Consider the following 16,070-nt stretch of genomic DNA (forward strand, 5'->3'; position numbering starts at 1 on the left):
GTCCCCGGCGGCGCCGCCAAGAGGCTGTTTCGAGAAGAACACGGGAATTTGGAGTTCGTCATGAGTGCTTTTCACGACCTTAAATTGACAGCCCTGGATGGTCAGGAGCTCCCACTGGCGCCCTTCAAGGGGCACGTAGTGCTGGTGGTCAACGTCGCCTCCAAATGTGGCTTGACCCCACAATATGCGGCGCTCGAAAACCTTTACCAGCAATACAAAGGTAAAGGCTTCAGCGTGCTGGGCTTGCCGTGCAACCAGTTTGCCGGGCAGGAACCAGGCACCGAGCAAGAGATCCAGGAGTTTTGCAGCCTCAACTATGGCGTGACCTTTCCGTTGTCCAGCAAGCTGGAAGTCAACGGTCATGATCGTCATCAGTTGTACCGTCTGCTGGCGGGCGAGGGTGCCGAGTTCCCGGGCGACATTACCTGGAACTTCGAGAAATTCCTGCTGGGCAAGGACGGGCGTGTTCTGGCGCGGTTCTCGCCGCGCACGGCGCCGGATGATCCGACGGTCGTTCATGCGATCGAAAAAGCCCTGAGCTAAGAGAAAGATCAAAAGATCGCAGCCTCGTTTCACTCGACAGCTCCTACACATGCGCGCGATTCATGTAGGAGCTGTCGAGTGAAACGAGGCTGCGATCTTTTGTTTCTGTCTTTTGATCCTTAATCACCCAAATCAATAGTGCTGTTCAAGGCGCTTCAGCCTCCATATTATACCCGTCATAAAGTTATTCCCCGTGGAGCGCCCTCATGCCTGTCAAAGCCCTGTTCAAACCGTTCCACCTCGGCACCCTCGAACTGCCGACTCGCGTCGTCATGGCGCCGATGACCCGCTCGTTTTCGCCGGGTGGCGTACCCAATTCCAAAGTCATCGAGTATTACCGTCGCCGCGCGGCTGCGGGCGTTGGCCTGATCATTACCGAAGGCACCACCGTCGGTCACCAGGCTTCCAATGGCTACCCGAACGTTCCGCATTTCTACGGTGAAGCGGCATTGGCCGGCTGGAAGAAAGTGGTCGACGCGGTCCACGCCGAAGGCGGCAAGATCGTTCCGCAACTGTGGCACGTCGGCAGCGTGCGCCGCATCGGCACCGAGCCGGATGCCAGCGTGCCGGGTTACGGTCCGTCGGAAAAATTGAAGGATGGTCAGGTCGTGGTGCACGGCATGACCCAACAGGACATCCAGGACGTGATCGCCGCATTCGCCCAGGCGGCTAAAGACGCCCAGAGCATCGGCATGGACGGCGTGGAAATCCACGGCGCCCACGGCTACCTCGTCGACCAGTTCTTCTGGGAAGGCAGCAACCAACGCACCGATGAATACGGTGGCAGCCTGGCCAACCGTTCGCGCTTCGCCATCGAATTGATTCAAGCGGTGCGTGCGGCCGTCGGCGAAGGTTTCCCGATCATCTTCCGTTTCTCCCAGTGGAAGCAGCAGGACTACACCGCGCGTCTGGTGCAAACCCCGCAAGCGCTGGGTGAGTTCCTCAAGCCGTTGTCCGACGCGGGCGTGGACATTTTCCACTGCTCGACGCGCCGTTTCTGGGAACCGGAGTTCGACGGTTCCGAGCTGAACCTGGCAGGCTGGACACGCAAACTGACCGGCAAGCCAACCATTACCGTGGGCAGCGTCGGTCTGGATGGCGAGTTCCTGCAATTCATGGTCAACACCGACAAGATCGCGCAGCCGGCCAGCCTGGAAAAACTGCTGGAGCGTTTGAACAACGATGAGTTTGACCTGGTTGCCGTGGGGCGTGCGTTGTTGGTCGACCCGGACTGGGCGCAGAAAGTGCGTGACGGTCGCGAGGAAGACATCCTGCCGTTCAGCCGTGAGGCGTTGATGACGCTGGTTTAAGCGCCGTCAGGTCTGGCCCCTTCGCGGGCAAGCCCGCTCCTGTAGGAGCTGGCTTGCCAGCGAAGCTTTCAAGGCAACAACGCTGCATCCGGCAATACCTGCTCCTGCGAACAAGCCCCGCGCAACTGCCCCTCAAACTGCTCGATGATCGCCGCCCAACCCTGCCGACTCGCATGCTGGCGCGCATTCAGCCGCACGCACCGCAAGGTTTCGTCCTCTTCCAGCAACCACACCGCCGCATCGCAAAACGCCGCTTCATCCCCCGGCATCGCCAACACGCCGTTGTAACCATGGCGAATATGCTGGGCGGCCGCTGCCTGATCGTATGCCACCACACCCAGCCCAGACGCGAGCGCCTCCAGCACCACATTGCCGAAGGTTTCGGTCAGGCTCGGAAAAACAAACATATCCCCCGACGCATAGTGGCTGGCCAGGGCTTCGCCGCGTTGTGAACCGCAGAAAATCGCGTCGGGCAGTTCCTTCTCCAGGAACATTCGTTGCGGACCGTCGCCGATCACAATCAACTTGATGATTCGCTGGGGATAAGTCGCTTTCAGCGTGTCGAAACAGCGCTTGAGCAGGCCTAGATTTTTCTCCTGTGCGAGGCGTCCGACGTGAATGACGGCGATGTCATCGTCGGCCAGCCCCCACTGTTCGCGCAGCGCCTTCAGGCGTTTGCGCGGGTGGAACAACTGACTGTCGACCCCTCGGGACAGCAACGCCAGGCGTTCGAAATGCCGGCGTTCCAGCTCCAGTCGCTGGCTGACACTCGGCACCAGGGTCAGGGTCGAGCGATTGTGAAACCAGCGCAGGTAGTGGGTCAGCAAGCGCGCCAGCAATCCGAGCCCGTACTGGCTGGAATACTGCTGGAAATTGGTGTGAAAGCCACTGACCACCGAGATGCCCAAGCGTCGAGCCGCGCGTAATGCCGACAAGCCCAAAGGGCCTTCGGTGGCGATGTACAGCACGTCCGGGCGATGACGTTTCCAGCGCCGCAGCAGCTTGTGCATCGACGACTGGCCCCATTGCAAACCGGGATAACCCGGCAGTGGCCAGCCCCGGCACAGCAGCAGTTCATCGTCGCTGCCCATCTGCTGGTCGCAACCCTGACGAGGCCGTACCAGCTCCACCTGATGCCCGCGCGCGCGCAATCCATCGCACAAGCGGCCGAGGGTATTGGCCACGCCGTTGATTTCGGGAGGGAAGGTTTCGGTGATCAGGGTGATATGCAGAGCTGTCGTCATGACCCCAGTGTCGACCGGGGCCATGTCGTCGTTGTGACGATAGGATGATGGATTTGTGACCGGATCAGCGTTGCGCCACCACCAGGTTTTCGGCACCGCGCTCACGCACCCAGAATAAGGTCGCCCCGGCCACGGCAGCCGGCATCATCAGGATGTTGACCACGGGAATCAGCAACACCAGGTAGACGATCCCGCCGAAGCTCATGCTCTGCCAACGTTTTTCGCGCAGCCAGGCGAGCATTTCGTTCCAGCCCAGTTTGTGGTTGTCCGCCGGGTAGTCGATGTACTGGATCGCCATCATCCACACCCCGAACAGCAGCCACAGCGGCGCGGCAATGATGTTTACCACAGGGATGAACGAGAGGATCAGCAGCCCGAGCGCACGCGGCAGGAAGTAGCCGAGTTTGCGCATCTCCCGGGCGAACGTGCGCGGGATCATGGCGATCAGCTCACCCCAACTGAAGGACGGGAAATCGTCGGTGCCACGCACCACCACTTCGACTTTTTCCGCGAGGAAGCCATTGAACGGCGCGGCGATGACGTTGGCGAGCATGGTGAAGGTGAAAAACACCATCAACACCACCAGCACGACAAAAATTGGCCAGAGGATGTAACTGAGAAAACTCAGCCAATCGGGCAGGGACGGCATCAGCGTATCGACCCACAGGCTGAATTGATGGCTGGCCAGGTAGATCAATCCGACGAACAGCACCAGGTTGATCGCCAGGGGCAACAACACGAACAAACGCAGGCCTGGGCTCAGGACCAGCTTGAGGCCTTCGCGCAGGTATTGCGGGCCGGACAGAACGGGGGCGGGCATAACGTGCTCCGAACAAAGGGAAAACGCGCCGACCTTACCGGCTTTGCCAGATGGGCGATAGCGCGGTTTGGGTATCGACATTAACTGTAACAAAGGCGTCTATAAATTCATCGCAACGGAATAGAGACCGCCTATGAGCTGGATTGTTAAACCGTATTTCCTTAATCTTCGCCCCCTCGATACGCTGCACCCATTCCTTTACAGGACTGTCGAGTTCAAGCCCTTCCCCAAGTGCTTTCAACGGTCCTTTTTTATTCCCGCCGGCAAGCCGGCGTTCCGCCCCAGATGCTTGGGCCGGTCAACAGGAGCAGGTCATGTCTGAAGTCCGTCATTCGCGAGTGATTATTCTCGGTTCCGGCCCTGCCGGTTACAGCGCCGCGGTCTATGCCGCCCGTGCCAACCTCAAGCCACTGCTGATCACCGGCATGCAGGCCGGCGGTCAACTGACCACCACCACCGAAGTCGACAACTGGCCGGGCGACGTCCACGGTCTGACCGGCCCGGCGTTGATGGAGCGCATGAAAGAGCACGCCGAACGCTTTGAAACCGAGATCGTCTTCGATCACATCAATGCCGTCGACTTCGCTTCCAAGCCGTACACCCTGACCGGCGACAGCGCGACTTACACCTGCGACGCCCTGATCATCGCCACTGGCGCCAGCGCTCGTTACCTGGGCCTGCCGTCGGAAGAAGCGTTCATGGGCAAAGGCGTTTCGGCCTGCGCCACCTGTGACGGTTTCTTCTACCGCAACAAGCCTGTGGCTGTGGTCGGTGGCGGCAACACGGCTGTCGAAGAAGCGCTGTACCTGGCCAACATCGCCAGCACCGTGACCCTGATCCACCGTCGCGAAACCTTCCGCGCCGAGAAGATCCTGATCGACAAGCTGAATGCCCGCGTTGCCGAAGGCAAGATCATCCTGAAGCTGAACGCGACCCTGGACGAAGTCCTGGGCGACAACATGGGCGTAACCGGTGCGCGCCTGAAGAACAACGACGGCAGCTTCGACGAGCTGACCGTCGACGGCGTGTTCATCGCCATCGGCCACACGCCGAACACTTCGCTGTTCGAAGGCCAGTTGACCTTGAAAGACGGTTACCTGGTAGTGCAGGGCGGCCGTGACGGCAACGCGACGGCGACCAGCCTCGAAGGCATCTTCGCTGCCGGTGACGTGGCTGACCACGTTTACCGTCAGGCCATCACCTCGGCCGGCGCCGGCTGCATGGCGGCACTCGACGCCGAGCGCTACCTCGACGACCTGCAGAACGCTTCGTTCTGATATCGTTGAAATGAAAAAACCGGCTTCGGCCGGTTTTTTTGTGCCCAAAAAATGCGTTCACCACATCCCCTGTAGGAGCGAGGCTTGCCCGCGAAGGCGATTTAATATTCAGCATTGATGTCGACTGACACGACGCCTTCGCGGGCAAGCCTCGCTCCTACAGGTGGGGGGTGTTGATCAGCCGCGAAAGCGTTCCTGGACGAAGTCCATGAGCTTTAGCGATTGATAGATCGCATTCGCGGCAACCCGCCCAAACGGCCCGCCGTTCCAGTCCAGCAAGTACGGCTTGAACACTTCATAACGGGCACTTTCCCCGCACACCGCTTCGGCGATGACCCTGCCGCCGATCGAGCCGGTATTCAAACCGTGTCCGCCAAACGAGGTGCAGGCCCATACGCCCGGTTCCAGCAATCCCAGGTTGGGCATTTTGTTGGTGGAGTACCCCATCAGGCCGGACCAGGCGAGTTCGATTTTGACCGGGGCCAGTTGCGGGTAAACCGCGACCATATCCGCCTTGAGCATCGCGGCCAGGGCTTTTTCGTTTTGCTCGTTGCGGGTGGTGATGCGTGCGCCCCACAGCAGCCGGTCGCCTTCGACAATGCGGTAATAGTCCGAGGCGCGACGATCGTCGGAGAAGGCGGCGCCGGAGTCGAGGACGTTTTTGATCGAGTCGCCCAAGGGTTCGGTTAACACCACGTAGGTGGCGATGGGCAGGTATGCGCGACTGAGTTTTTGCAGCTCTGGCCCGCCGTAACCGCCGGCGCAAAACACCAGGTCCTGGCAACGCACAGTGCCGTGAGCGGTCTCGACGATTTTGTGCGCGCCTTTGCGATGCCAGGCGAGCATTTTTGATTGTTCGAAAATTCTCCCGCCAGCGGCTTCGATGGCGAGGGCCAAGCCCAGGCAATAATTCAGTGGGTGAAAGTGCAAAGCGTTCGGGTCCTCGATGCCCTGGAAATAGCGCAAGGTGTGCGCCCGTTCGCGGACCTGGGCGGTGTCGAGGAAGTTGAGTTCATAACCGAAGTCGCGGCGCATGGTTTCAATGTGGTTTTTCACACCGGCGCTGTCGTCGTAACGCTTGACCTGAGTCGTCCCGGCGGATGGATCGCAACCCGCCAGAGCCAGTTCGGCAATGTTGTGGCGGACGATTTCCACGCCCTCGACCGACATCTTGAACAGCGCCCTGGCCTGTTCCAGCCCGAGTTTTTTGCGAATCGCTCCCGACCCTTCAGCCCAGCCCGGCGAGACCACGCCGCCGTTACGGCCTGACGCACCCCAGGCCACTTGATGGGCTTCGAGGATGATCACGCGTTTACCGCGTCGGGTCAGTTCCAGGGCGGCCGTGAGGCCGGCGATACCGGCGCCGATGATGCAGACATCGCAGTTTTTGTCCGCGGCCAGTTGCGGCCTGGCCGGGCGGGGCTGCGAGGTTTGGGAGTACCAGGGGTTGGGAAAGGACATGGTCAATCCTTGAGAAATGGCCGGTAAATCAAACACTGTAGGAGCGAGCTTGCTCGCGAAAAACGTAAGAGCGACGCGGGCATTCAGAAAAAACTGCGTCATCGTTGACGTTCTTCGCGAGCAAGCTCGCTCCTACAGGTGGGAGGGGTTACTTGATGGTCGAGTAGTCCACGCCGTACCACTTGTCCGAGAGCTTGGTCAGCGTGCCGTCCTTGTGCATCTGACCGACGATTTCATTGAGTTTGCTGGTCAGTTCCGGGTCACCCTTGTCGGTGGCAATGGCCAGTGGTTCGTAGAACGCCACGGCATTGTCGACGGCGCGCAGCGGGTAGCCTTTCTTGACGGCTGCGTCGAGCGTGCTGCGTTGCGTGAGGATGGCGTCCAGGCGGGTGCCGTCGCCCAGGCGCAGATCGTCCAGCGGTCCGACGGAACCGGAGTAGGTTTTCATTTTTTTGGTTTTTACGTCGTAGACCACCGGCGGCACATCCGAGGTCTCGATGGCCAGCGCCTGGTTGAGGAAGTCCTCTGACGTGGTGCCACCTTCGACGCCGATGGTTTTGTCATTGAGGGCTTTGTGGTCGGTGACTGTGGATTTGTTGTGAACCGCAAACACGTACGGCACGTAGTAATACGTCGCCGGGAAATCGAGAATTCGCGCGCGACTTTTAGTAGCGGTCATCGAGCCCACGGACATGTCCCAGCGCCCATTCCACTTGCCCGCGGTGATCACATCCCAATCGGGCGTGATGAACTTGACCTCGACGCCGAGACGCTTGGCGATCTCCTTGGACACGTCGATATCAAACCCGTCGATTTCATTCTTGTCGTTGATAAAACCCTGGGGTGGCCAGGTCGCCGACGTGGCGACGGTCATGGTTTTGCTGTTCTGGATTTTATCCAGGACGGCACCGGCGTTGGCGGCGCCGACGAACACCAGCGAGAGTGCGGCTGCGATTACGTGTTTTTTGCTGACCATGTCCATCTCCACTTATCGTTATTGTTATGAAGGGGCAAAACGGTACTCAGTGACCAATGATCTGTGACAGGAACTTCTGTGCGCGTTCGGTTTGCGGGTTGTTGAAAAACTCGGCAGGGGTGGCTTGTTCGATGACCTGGCCCTGGTCCATGAACAGCACACGGTCGGCGACCTTGCTGGCAAAACCCATCTCGTGGGTCACGCAAATCATGGTCATGCCATCGGTGGCCAACTCGCCCATGACGTCCAGCACTTCGTGGACCATCTCCGGGTCCAGGGCTGAGGTCGGTTCGTCGAACAGCATCACTTTGGGGTTCATGCACAGCGCCCGGGCAATCGCCACGCGTTGCTGCTGGCCGCCGGAGAGCTGCGATGGATACTTGTGTGCATGCTCGGCAATGCGCACCCGCTCCAGATAAACCTGAGCGCGTTTTTTCGCTTCAGTGCTCGACACGCCTTGCACCAGCTGCGGCGCCAGGGTCAGGTTGTCCATCACGCTCAAATGCGGGAACAGATTGAAGCTCTGGAACACCATGCCGATTTCCCGGCGCACCGCGCTGACACTTTCTGCCTCGCTGGTGAGGGTGATGCCGTTGACTTGAATGTGGCCTTTCTGGAAGTTTTCCAGGTGGTTGATGCAGCGAATCATCGTCGACTTGCCCGAGCCCGATGGCCCGCACACCACCAGGATTTCGCCGGTGGCGACGGTCAGATCGACGTCGCGCAAGGCGTGAAAATCGCCGTACCACTTGTTCAGGCCGGTGATCGAGATCATTGATGGGCTGGCCTGCGAAACAGGCGCCAGGTCGAGTCGTTCAGCGGTATTGGTTCGAGTCATCACGCATCAACCCCTTGCGATGGATCGGTTGACCCGTTTTTCGATCCGCGCTTGCACCCGTTCGAGGATGAACGACAGGGCCCAGTAAATCATCGCGGCGGTGATCAGCATTTCCAGGTGGCGGAAGTCCGCGCGACCCTGGGTCTTGGCCAGGTACATCAATTCCCAGACACCGATGACCGACACCAGTGAACTGTCCTTGAGCATGGCGATGAACTGGTTGCCGGTGGGCGGAATGATCACCCGCAAGGCTTGCGGCATGATCACCCGGCTCAGGGTCTTGAACGGGCTGATGCCCAAGGCGCGTGAGGCTTCCCACTGGCCGACCGGAATGCTCTGGATGCCCGCGCGGAAAATCTCGGTCATGTAGGCGCCGTAGCACAGGGACAACGCGAGGATGCCGGCGGGCACCGCGTCGACCACATAACCGAGTTGCGGCAGTCCCAGGTAAATCAGGTAGATCTGAATCAGCAGCGGCACCCCGCGAAAGAACGAGGTGTAGAACGAGGCGATGGCGTTGGCCAGGCCGTTGTTCGACAGCTTGGCCACCGCGCCGATCAGCGCCAGTACGAAGGCAATCACAATCGCGATGGCGGAGATGTACAGCGTGGTTGCCGCGCCCTGGATGATCAGGAAGCCGATCTTGTCGAGGATGAAGCTGTAGGAGAGGTCGAAGGTGTCGAAGAATGCCAGGAACAGGATCAGCAATTCGATCCAGACCACCGTGGTCTGCACCTTGAACTTCAAGCGTCCGAGGACGTGGAAGTTCAGCGTGCCCAGTAAAGCGATTGTCAGGCCGATGGCGATATTGCGTGCGGTCAGGCTGTCGGGTGCATTGCCCAACAGCGGATGCAGGAAATGACTGAGGGCGCTGTTGCCCAGGTTCATCAGGTAGGAGCCGAGGAACAGCACCACGGCTACGCCAAGCAGGAATTGAGGATCATTGGACTTTTTTTTATAAATTATATTGTCGTGATACATGAATGCCTCAGGCTTGTAGGTGGTCGTGATCTCGCAATGAAGTAGGCAGAATCTGTAGGAGCGAGCTTGCTCGCGAAAAACGTAAGGGCGACAACGTTTAGTCAGACAGCCCGCGTTATCGTTAACGTACATCGCGAGCAAGCTCGCTCCTACAAGGGGCAAAGGGTCTTTGGTCAGTATTGCGACGCTAAATCGGCGACTACAAGCGAACATAATTCGCTATGTCAGTCCCTGATCGTAGTTTGCTTTTCAGGAAAGTTTCGCCAGGCAAGCCTCAAGAATATCCAGCCCTTCCTCCAGCACAACCGCTTCGGTGGTCAATGGAGCCAGGAGCCGGATGATGTGCCGCGACTTGCCGCTGGGCATCAACAGCAAACCGGCGTCTCGCGCCAGCGCCAGTAGCTGGGTCAATTGAGCCGATGCCGGTGTGCCGTCGGCGTTGATCAACTCGATGCCGCGCATCGCCCCGACGCCGGTCAAGCGGCCCAGATACGGCGACAGCTTGCTGGCGCGCCAGGATTGGTAACGGCTGACAATCGCTTCTTCCTGCTGCGTGCCCCAGGCTTGCAGATTTGCATCAGTCATTTCATCCAGCGTTGCCAACGCTGCGGCGCAGGCAATGGGATTGCCCGAATAGGTTCCGCCCAATCCGCCCTTGGGCAAGGTGTCGAGCAGCGACTTGCGCCCGACGACCGCACCGAGCGGCACGCCGCCGGCGATGCTTTTGGCCAGCAGGATCAGGTCCGGCTCGATGCCCAGTCGCGAGAACGCAAAACGCTGGCCGGTGCGACCGAAGCCGGACTGGATTTCATCGGCGACCAGCAGGATGCCTTTCTGGTCACAGAAGCGCCGCAGTGCCTGGGCGAACTCGATGTCCATCGCCAGGAAACCCGCTTCGCCCTGCACCGGTTCGAGGATAAAACAGGCGACGTCCTCGACGTCGATCTCGACGCTGAACAGACGATCCATGGCCTTGAGCGCCTCGGCGCAGGTCACATCGTTGTCCTCGCTGGGGAAGGGCAGGTGGTACACCGGGCCTGGCAGCACGCCGACTTTCTGTTTGTAGGGCGCGACTTTGCCGTTGAGGTTGAGGGTGGCGAGTGTGCGGCCGTGGAAGGCGCCGTCAAAGGCAATCACCGCCGTACGGCCGGTGGCGCCACGGACGATTTTCAGGGCGTTTTCCGCCGCTTCGGCGCCGCTGTTGGTGAGCATGCCGCTGACCGGGTAATTCACCGGGATAAATGCTGTCAGGCGATCCATGAGTTCGATGTACGGCACATGTGGCGCGGCATTGAACGCGTAGTGGGTCAGCCGGGTGGCCTGTTCGCGAATGGCTTCGACGATGCGCGGATGGCAATGGCCAAGGTTGAGCACGCCGATACCGCCGACAAAATCGATGTAGCGTTTGCCATCGGTGTCCCAGAGCTCGGCATTTTTGCCGTGGCTGAGTGTGACGGGATGAACGATGTTGATCGACTGGCTGATGGTTTCGCTGCTCATGGATACCTGACTCAGAAGAAGGGATGCTTCTATTTATCTAAGCCGTGAGCAGCGGTGCCCGGCAAACGAAATAAAGTCGCCGGGTCAATCTTAAAAGTCGGGATGTGCCTTGGAAGGTCAAAAGATCGCAGCCTCGTTTCACTCGACAGCTCCTACAGGGATCGTGTTTCTCTGTAGGAGCTGTCGAGTGAAACGAGGCTGCGATCTTTTGATTTTGAATCAGCGGCGAGTCAGCGGCTGCTGAGTGAACTTCACACCGGCCAATCCATGAGCGATCAATGCGCGAATGTTGCCGTGGTCGCTGCCCTCAGGCGTCGACACCACCGAGCGGTAATGTTCGCCGAACGCCAGCAGCGCTTCTTCATCACTCAAGCCTTCCAGCAGTGCCAGACCCAAGATCTTGCACGAACCTTCGTTCTGCCCGGCGGCGTTTTCCACGCCACCATTGGTGAAAGCCTGTGGCTGGTATTCGTAACCGGCGGCGATGAACGCCAGGGTGTCGGCAAAAACGTGTTCGCCGCTCTTGAGGCTGGCGCGCAGGGTGTTCAAATCACTCATTGGGTTTTCCTTTGGCGAACGCCGCTTGTTGTTCGGCGTTGGCTTCTTGCTGGTATTGGGCTTTCCACTCGGCGTACGGCATGCCGTAAACCACTTCGCGGGCATCGTCGAGGCTGACCTCGATCTGGCGTTCATCGGCCGCGGCCTTGTACCACTTGGACAGGCAGTTGCGGCAGAAACCGGAGAGGTTCATCAGGTCGATGTTCTGCACATCCTTGCGGCTGTCCAGGTGCGCGACCAGCCGGCGGAAGGCGGCGGCTTCGAGTTCCAGGCGTTGTTGCTCGGTCATGATGGGCTCTGTGCTTTCAATTCGTGCGCGGGATGATAAAAGCCTGGCGAACAATGCGCCAGACGCCGTCAGCGGCTCGCGGCCAGGGTAATCGACACTGACTCGGCGAATCGCAAGGCGTGGGGCTTGTCGACTTCGACCTCGGCGTACAACACCGACTCGTTGGCCATGACCAGGTCGAGAATTTCCTGGGTCAGGCGTTCGAGCAGGGCAAAGCGATTGCCTTCCACGTGGGCGATGATCGCCTTGGTGATGGTTCGGTAATTCAGCGCGTGATCGATATCGTTATCACGCACCGCGTCCTGGGCCGCATACAGGATGGTCAGGTTGATCAGCACATCCTGCTTGTTGAGGATTTCATCCTCGTTGATCCCGATGAACGTCCGCAGGCACAGGTCCTTGACCCGGATGCGTGCCATACCTGGTTGAAGTTGTGGCATTGCTACTTGCTCCGTCCAATCAATTGCAGGAACTCCTGGCGGGTGTTGCTCGACTCGCGGAAGGCGCCGAGCATGACCGAGGTGTTCATGGTCGAATTCTGTTTCTCGACGCCGCGCATCATCATGCACATGTGCTTGGCTTCGATGACCACCGCGACGCCCGCCGCGCCGGTCACTTGCTGCACCGCATCGGCGATTTGCCGGGTGAGGTTTTCCTGGATTTGCAGGCGACGGGCGAACATGTCCACCAGCCGTGCAATCTTCGACAGGCCCAGCACCTTGCCCGTTGGAATATAAGCCACGTGCGCCTTGCCGATGAAGGGCAGCATGTGATGTTCGCAGAGCGAGTACAGCTCAATGTTGTCGACGATGATCATTTCATCGTTGTCGGACGCGAACAGCGCGCCGTTGACGATCTCTTCGACACTTTGTTCGTAACCATGACACAGGTACTGCATGGCCTTGGCCGCGCGCACCGGGGTGTCGAGCAGGCCTTCGCGATCGGGATTTTCACCGAGGCCGATGAGGATTTCGCGGTAATTTTGGGGCAGGGATAACGTCATGGAACATCCTCGCGGGGCAGCTTATTTGACGTGCCGTCCGCCGTTGACGGTCAGGGTCGTGCCGGTGACATAAGGGTTGTCGAGCAAATAACGCAGGCTCTGGTAGATCACTTCGCTGCCGGGTTCGATGCCCAGCGCGGACTTGGCCAGCACCTTGGCGCGGTACGCCGCGTCGTCGTCGGGATTGAACAGTAGCAGGGCCGGCGCGATCCCGTTGACCTTGATTGTCGGCGCATATTTCGCGGCAAAGGACAGGGTCAGGCTGTCGAGCCCGGCTTTGCTGGCGCAGTAGCCAATGTGCTGGCTGCTGCCCCTGCGGGTCACATCGTCGCTGATGTGCACGATGTCGGCAGGGCTTGAGCGCTGCAGCAAGTCCACACAATGCAGGTTGATCAGGTAGGGCGCAAGCATATGCACGTTGAACATGCGGGTGAACGCCGTGGCGTCGGTGTCCGGCGTTTCGGCCAACCATTCGGAGGCGTTATGGACGATCGCGCGCAGGCTGTCGGTGTGGGTTTTAAGTTCGCTGATGAACGCGAAGATCCCCGCTTCGGTGGAAAAGTCGGCAAACACCGCGGTCGCTCCCAGGTCGCGCAAAGTTTGCACGCCGGGGCGTTCGCGGCGGTAGCTGAAGATCAGCGGATGGCCGTCTTCGAGCAAGCGCTGCGCGCAATGCAGGCCGACACGCTGGCCGGCACCGGTGATAAGGATCGGAGCTGCGGAAGAGGTCATGAACGGCTCGCGTCGCGGTGAGAGCAAAACTATACCAGCGACGGTCGATGTTCACCTACGTCCTGTAGGAGCGAGGCTTGCCCGCGAATGGTACGACGCGGTCTATTGGTTAAACCGCGTCATCGTTCTTCGCGGGCAAGCCTTGCTCCTACAGGGTTAGGGGTTTTGGGTCGAGGGCTCGACGGGCAATCGACGCGTGGGTGTGCTGTTCAGCCAGCCGGCCAGCAGGCGGGTCGACAGCGGAATGAAGAAGTAGACCATCAGCGGGGTCAGGCACAGCGTGCTGATCAACACGCGAGGCAGCAGCGTCATCTCGCCGAGCAACGGCCCGAGCGCAAAGTTGAACAGCAACGAAACCGGGAAGAACGCCAGCCAGATCGCCACGGCCTGCTTCCAGCGTGGTGGGCGTTGACCGACAGCGCCGAACCAGCCTTCGATGCCGCTGACCCGATGCTCCGTAGGATGGGCAAACAGGTCGCTACCGCGCCCGAGCCAGGCTGTGCGCGAGACGGAATGCTCCCAGGCGTGCAGGGTCTGCTCATCGGCGAAGCGGAAAATAATCTGGAACTCGTCATCGTCGGGCGGCGGAGCGAGCACGCCAGAGCCGAGATAACCGGGAAAATCGGTGGCCAGTTGTTCGCCTTCGCGCAGCCAGGCGATCAAGTCCTGATAACGTCCATCGGCGACGCGGCGCGCAACCATCAGCGTGACGGGTGAGGTAGACATTGTGTATCTCCGTATGACAAACGCGTCACTCCGGGTAGGAGTTCCGCCAAGCGCAGCGCCGGGGTGGTGGGCTGCGTCTTGGGACAAGCAAGGATTATTCCTGATTCGGCCTGTGGCGTCAGTGACATTCGTCGCGATCAAGGTGTTGAAGGGGGATGGGGCAAGAGAGGTAGAATGGGATCCAATTCATGTGCGGACGTACACCGACCCAATGCCTGTCCTGACTGACGCTAACCCAGGTGTGCCAAATGCTCTCTCAGTTGAGCGGGAAGAACTCTTTCCAATTCGTGAGGTGGCACGCCTGACCGGGGTCAACCCGGTCACGCTACGCGCATGGGAGCGTCGTTATGGTCTGATCCAGCCAACACGCACCGAAAGCGGGCATCGACTGTACTCGATGACCGATATCGACCGGGTCCGCAGCATTATCGGCTGGATTGATCGCGGGGTTGCCGTCAGCAAAGTCGGCAAGATATTGGCCAAGACCGAGCCGCTCAGGGCATTGGCACAGATCATTCCCAATGAACGGGTGCAGGCTGACTACGCGCAATGGCAGCAGCAAGTTCAGGCGGCAGTGAATGCCTTTGACGAGGTTCAACTGGAGCAGGTCTATGGCCAGATCTTTTCCAGTTATCCACTGACGGTAGTGTTTCAGGACATCCTGATTCCGCTCTGGACCCGATTGCTGTTGCGCCAGGAAGCGTTCGGTCAGGCCAGCGAGTGGCTTTTCCTGGACGGCTTTTTGCGATCTCGAGTGTTGCAACGACTGCTGCTGGTGCGGGTCATGCAGCCGCGGCGAATAATTGTCTGCGCCTTGGACGATCAGTGTCGTGAACTCGACGTGCTGGTAACGGCGCTGTTTTTAAGCAGTGTCGATTCGGCTATTCAAGTGCTGGCTATCGGTCAGCCATTCGACGAGTTGACCCTGATCTGCGAGAGGATCAAGCCCAAGGCGCTGGTGTTGGTTTCCAATCACGCACCCACCGCCGAATTGCCAAGGCGCTTGAATCGCCTGGCCTTGAGCCTCGATTGCCAGTTGATGCTGGTCGGTGATGCGGCAGATTTGGCCCAGGAAAGCCTGGCCGGTTCATCGGTCGGTTGTCTGGGGAACGAGGGAATGGTGATGCGTCAGCGCCTGAAACAGTTCCTGGCCGGTAACCTGGATACCTGAAATTCAGAGATGCATGGCAGGATGAGTCAGGCGATGCTGCTGAAGGATGTACTGGCGCAGGCGCTCGGTTTCGTCCTTGTCGCTTTGACTCAACTGGTAAGCATAGAAACCCTGCTCGGTTTCTTTTTCAAACGTGCCGCGCATCGCGATCCGCTCATAGCCTGACGGGCTGAACCACAAGGCGAAATGTTTTGGCGGTTTGGTCCGGTTGCGAACTTCCAGCAAAACCCCTTTGAACGACACTTCGTGCACCCACATCGTGCCAGGTTGGCCGCTGGCGTTTTCGAGCGCCACTGGCTCCTCGAGAACCAGCCGCCATGGCCGTACCAACGGCCCGTCTTCATAGATACTGGGGACGCCGAGGCGCAAATGCAGCGCATGGAACTCGTCTTCCACGAGGTGTAGCGGGAAAGTCATTTGCTGATTTTCGAAATTGGCTTGAATAGTGACTTGCTCATGCGCGGCAAGGCGCGTGAGCAAATCACGGATCTGCGAACCACCGTTGACGAGCAGGCTCGACGTCGCATCCCGCACATTGAGTTGCGGGTTGTGTTGCATGGTCTGGATAAAATCCAGCTCATCCTGTGTCAGGAGTGCGTCGCGCTGCATGATCTGCTCGAAAGAAAAAGTTACAAACCCAT

General features: G+C 59.3%; 18 protein-coding genes. 4 read left to right on the plus strand and 14 right to left on the minus strand.

Annotation, left to right across the window (positions count from 1 at the left end):
* The first annotated feature begins 60 nt into the window (after positions 1–60).
* Together AEQ67_RS07635 and AEQ67_RS07640 are read left to right on the plus strand one after the other, a co-directional pair.
* Positions 61–543 (plus strand): glutathione peroxidase, encoded by a 483-nt coding sequence (locus AEQ67_RS07635; RefSeq protein WP_059403272.1) that lies wholly within the window; start codon positions 61–63, stop codon positions 541–543.
* A gap of 206 nt (positions 544–749) precedes the next feature.
* Complete coding sequence (locus AEQ67_RS07640; RefSeq protein WP_059403273.1) at positions 750–1,853, plus strand: NADH:flavin oxidoreductase; 1,104 nt, start codon at positions 750–752, stop codon at positions 1,851–1,853.
* A gap of 68 nt (positions 1,854–1,921) precedes the next feature.
* Here AEQ67_RS07640 and AEQ67_RS07645 read toward each other — a convergent pair whose 3' ends face one another.
* Together AEQ67_RS07645 and cysZ are read right to left on the minus strand one after the other, a co-directional pair.
* Positions 1,922–3,121, minus strand: a complete 1,200-nt coding sequence (locus tag AEQ67_RS07645; protein WP_059403274.1) for a glycosyltransferase family 4 protein — start codon at positions 3,119–3,121, stop codon at positions 1,922–1,924.
* A gap of 40 nt (positions 3,122–3,161) precedes the next feature.
* On the minus strand, positions 3,162–3,917 hold the full coding sequence (cysZ, locus tag AEQ67_RS07650; protein ID WP_059403275.1) for a sulfate transporter CysZ: 756 nt from the start codon (positions 3,915–3,917) through the stop codon (positions 3,162–3,164).
* Between the two features lie 314 nt (positions 3,918–4,231).
* On the opposite strand from cysZ, the gene trxB reads away from it, so the two are divergent.
* The gene (gene trxB / locus AEQ67_RS07655; RefSeq protein ID WP_059403276.1) at positions 4,232–5,194 is read left to right on the plus strand and encodes a thioredoxin-disulfide reductase; all 963 of its coding nucleotides are present in this window, start codon (positions 4,232–4,234) and stop codon (positions 5,192–5,194) included.
* Positions 5,195–5,371: 177 nt separating this feature from the next.
* Here trxB and AEQ67_RS07660 read toward each other — a convergent pair whose 3' ends face one another.
* The 11 genes from AEQ67_RS07660 to AEQ67_RS07710 all read right to left on the minus strand — a co-directional run bounded on the left by AEQ67_RS07660 (position 5,372) and on the right by AEQ67_RS07710 (position 14,258).
* Positions 5,372–6,655: an NAD(P)/FAD-dependent oxidoreductase gene (locus AEQ67_RS07660; RefSeq protein WP_059403277.1), complete on the minus strand. Its 1,284-nt coding sequence runs from the start codon at positions 6,653–6,655 to the stop codon at positions 5,372–5,374.
* 148 nt (positions 6,656–6,803) lie between these two features.
* A complete protein-coding gene (locus AEQ67_RS07665) occupies positions 6,804–7,637 on the minus strand; it encodes a transporter substrate-binding domain-containing protein (protein WP_059403278.1) in 834 nt (277 codons plus the stop codon).
* 40 nt (positions 7,638–7,677) lie between these two features.
* On the minus strand, positions 7,678–8,406 hold the full coding sequence (locus tag AEQ67_RS07670; protein ID WP_152974815.1) for an amino acid ABC transporter ATP-binding protein: 729 nt from the start codon (positions 8,404–8,406) through the stop codon (positions 7,678–7,680).
* 69 nt (positions 8,407–8,475) lie between these two features.
* Complete coding sequence (locus tag AEQ67_RS07675) at positions 8,476–9,450, minus strand: amino acid ABC transporter permease (RefSeq protein WP_059403280.1); 975 nt, start codon at positions 9,448–9,450, stop codon at positions 8,476–8,478.
* A gap of 249 nt (positions 9,451–9,699) precedes the next feature.
* Positions 9,700–10,950, minus strand: coding sequence for a 2-aminoadipate transaminase (locus tag AEQ67_RS07680; RefSeq protein ID WP_059403281.1), 1,251 nt, complete (start codon positions 10,948–10,950; stop codon positions 9,700–9,702).
* 219 nt (positions 10,951–11,169) lie between these two features.
* Positions 11,170–11,508 (minus strand): HopJ type III effector protein, encoded by a 339-nt coding sequence (locus tag AEQ67_RS07685; protein WP_059403282.1) that lies wholly within the window; start codon positions 11,506–11,508, stop codon positions 11,170–11,172.
* Complete coding sequence (locus tag AEQ67_RS07690) at positions 11,501–11,797, minus strand: DUF1244 domain-containing protein (protein WP_059403283.1); 297 nt, start codon at positions 11,795–11,797, stop codon at positions 11,501–11,503. The genes AEQ67_RS07685 and AEQ67_RS07690 overlap by 8 nt, the downstream gene beginning before the upstream one ends.
* 68 nt (positions 11,798–11,865) lie before the next feature.
* Positions 11,866–12,237, minus strand: a complete 372-nt coding sequence (gene folX / locus AEQ67_RS07695; RefSeq protein ID WP_059403284.1) for a dihydroneopterin triphosphate 2'-epimerase — start codon at positions 12,235–12,237, stop codon at positions 11,866–11,868.
* Positions 12,238–12,239: 2 nt separating this feature from the next.
* On the minus strand, positions 12,240–12,800 hold the full coding sequence (gene folE / locus AEQ67_RS07700) for a GTP cyclohydrolase I FolE (protein ID WP_059403285.1): 561 nt from the start codon (positions 12,798–12,800) through the stop codon (positions 12,240–12,242).
* A 21-nt stretch (positions 12,801–12,821) separates the two neighbouring features.
* On the minus strand, positions 12,822–13,532 hold the full coding sequence (folM, locus tag AEQ67_RS07705) for a dihydromonapterin reductase (protein WP_059403286.1): 711 nt from the start codon (positions 13,530–13,532) through the stop codon (positions 12,822–12,824).
* 156 nt (positions 13,533–13,688) lie between these two features.
* A complete protein-coding gene (locus AEQ67_RS07710) occupies positions 13,689–14,258 on the minus strand; it encodes an antibiotic biosynthesis monooxygenase (RefSeq protein ID WP_059403287.1) in 570 nt (189 codons plus the stop codon).
* A 211-nt stretch (positions 14,259–14,469) separates the two neighbouring features.
* Here AEQ67_RS07710 and AEQ67_RS07715 point away from each other — a divergent pair, with 211 nt between their 5' ends.
* Positions 14,470–15,429 (plus strand): MerR family transcriptional regulator, encoded by a 960-nt coding sequence (locus tag AEQ67_RS07715; RefSeq protein ID WP_059403288.1) that lies wholly within the window; start codon positions 14,470–14,472, stop codon positions 15,427–15,429.
* 3 nt (positions 15,430–15,432) lie between these two features.
* Here the strand turns inward: AEQ67_RS07715 and AEQ67_RS07720 are convergent, their stop codons facing one another.
* Positions 15,433–16,038 carry a hypothetical protein gene (locus AEQ67_RS07720; RefSeq protein ID WP_059403289.1) on the minus strand — a complete coding sequence of 202 codons (606 nt, stop codon included), beginning with the start codon at positions 16,036–16,038 and terminating at the stop codon, positions 15,433–15,435.
* Positions 16,039–16,070: the final 32 nt, after the last annotated feature.

It is taken from the genome of Pseudomonas sp. RIT-PI-q (assembly GCF_001297125.1).
Taxonomy (GTDB): Bacteria; Pseudomonadota; Gammaproteobacteria; order Pseudomonadales; family Pseudomonadaceae; genus Aquipseudomonas.